Consider the following 417-nt stretch of genomic DNA (forward strand, 5'->3'; position numbering starts at 1 on the left):
TGACCGCAACATTCCTCCTTCCTAGCAGGCCGGAAGTCGACGGTCGAGCCGAAGTGAGCGTCGCCGATATGGCGCTCGATCTCCAGGGCGTGATTGACTTCGTATCACATCGCCGCATCTGGGTCGATTTCAAGCGTGGCGGATCCGTGGTGTTGACGCCTTCGTATTATCCGACCTGGCGAAGCCGGTTGACGGATGTCGAGGGCTTGAATTCGCTGGCGGAGCGAATGGCTTATGCATCGCGCAATGGCATCGGCTATGTCATCGATATCTGTCAGAGCCCGGAAGCGCCGAACGGTGAGATCTATCGAACGAAGCGGCTCTGCGTATTTTCGGTGAACGCAAACGGATCTGCGGCAGCGAAAGACGCGCCGCCGTCGATGGAGCGATTTGCCGGTTGAGCCATCGAATGCTCCC

The 417-nt window shown here is 58.5% G+C and carries 1 protein-coding gene; it reads left to right on the forward strand.

Translation table 11 applies throughout. From position 1 onward, the window contains the following. The coding region (locus tag LE190_RS21555) for a hypothetical protein (protein ID WP_225240626.1) at window positions 1-401 on the forward strand (401 nt) is incomplete at its 5' end. Window positions 402-417 lie beyond the last annotated feature (16 nt).

Origin of the sequence: Massilia hydrophila, assembly GCF_020208145.1 — a bacterium.
Classification (GTDB): Bacteria; Pseudomonadota; Gammaproteobacteria; order Burkholderiales; family Burkholderiaceae_D; genus Telluria; species Telluria hydrophila.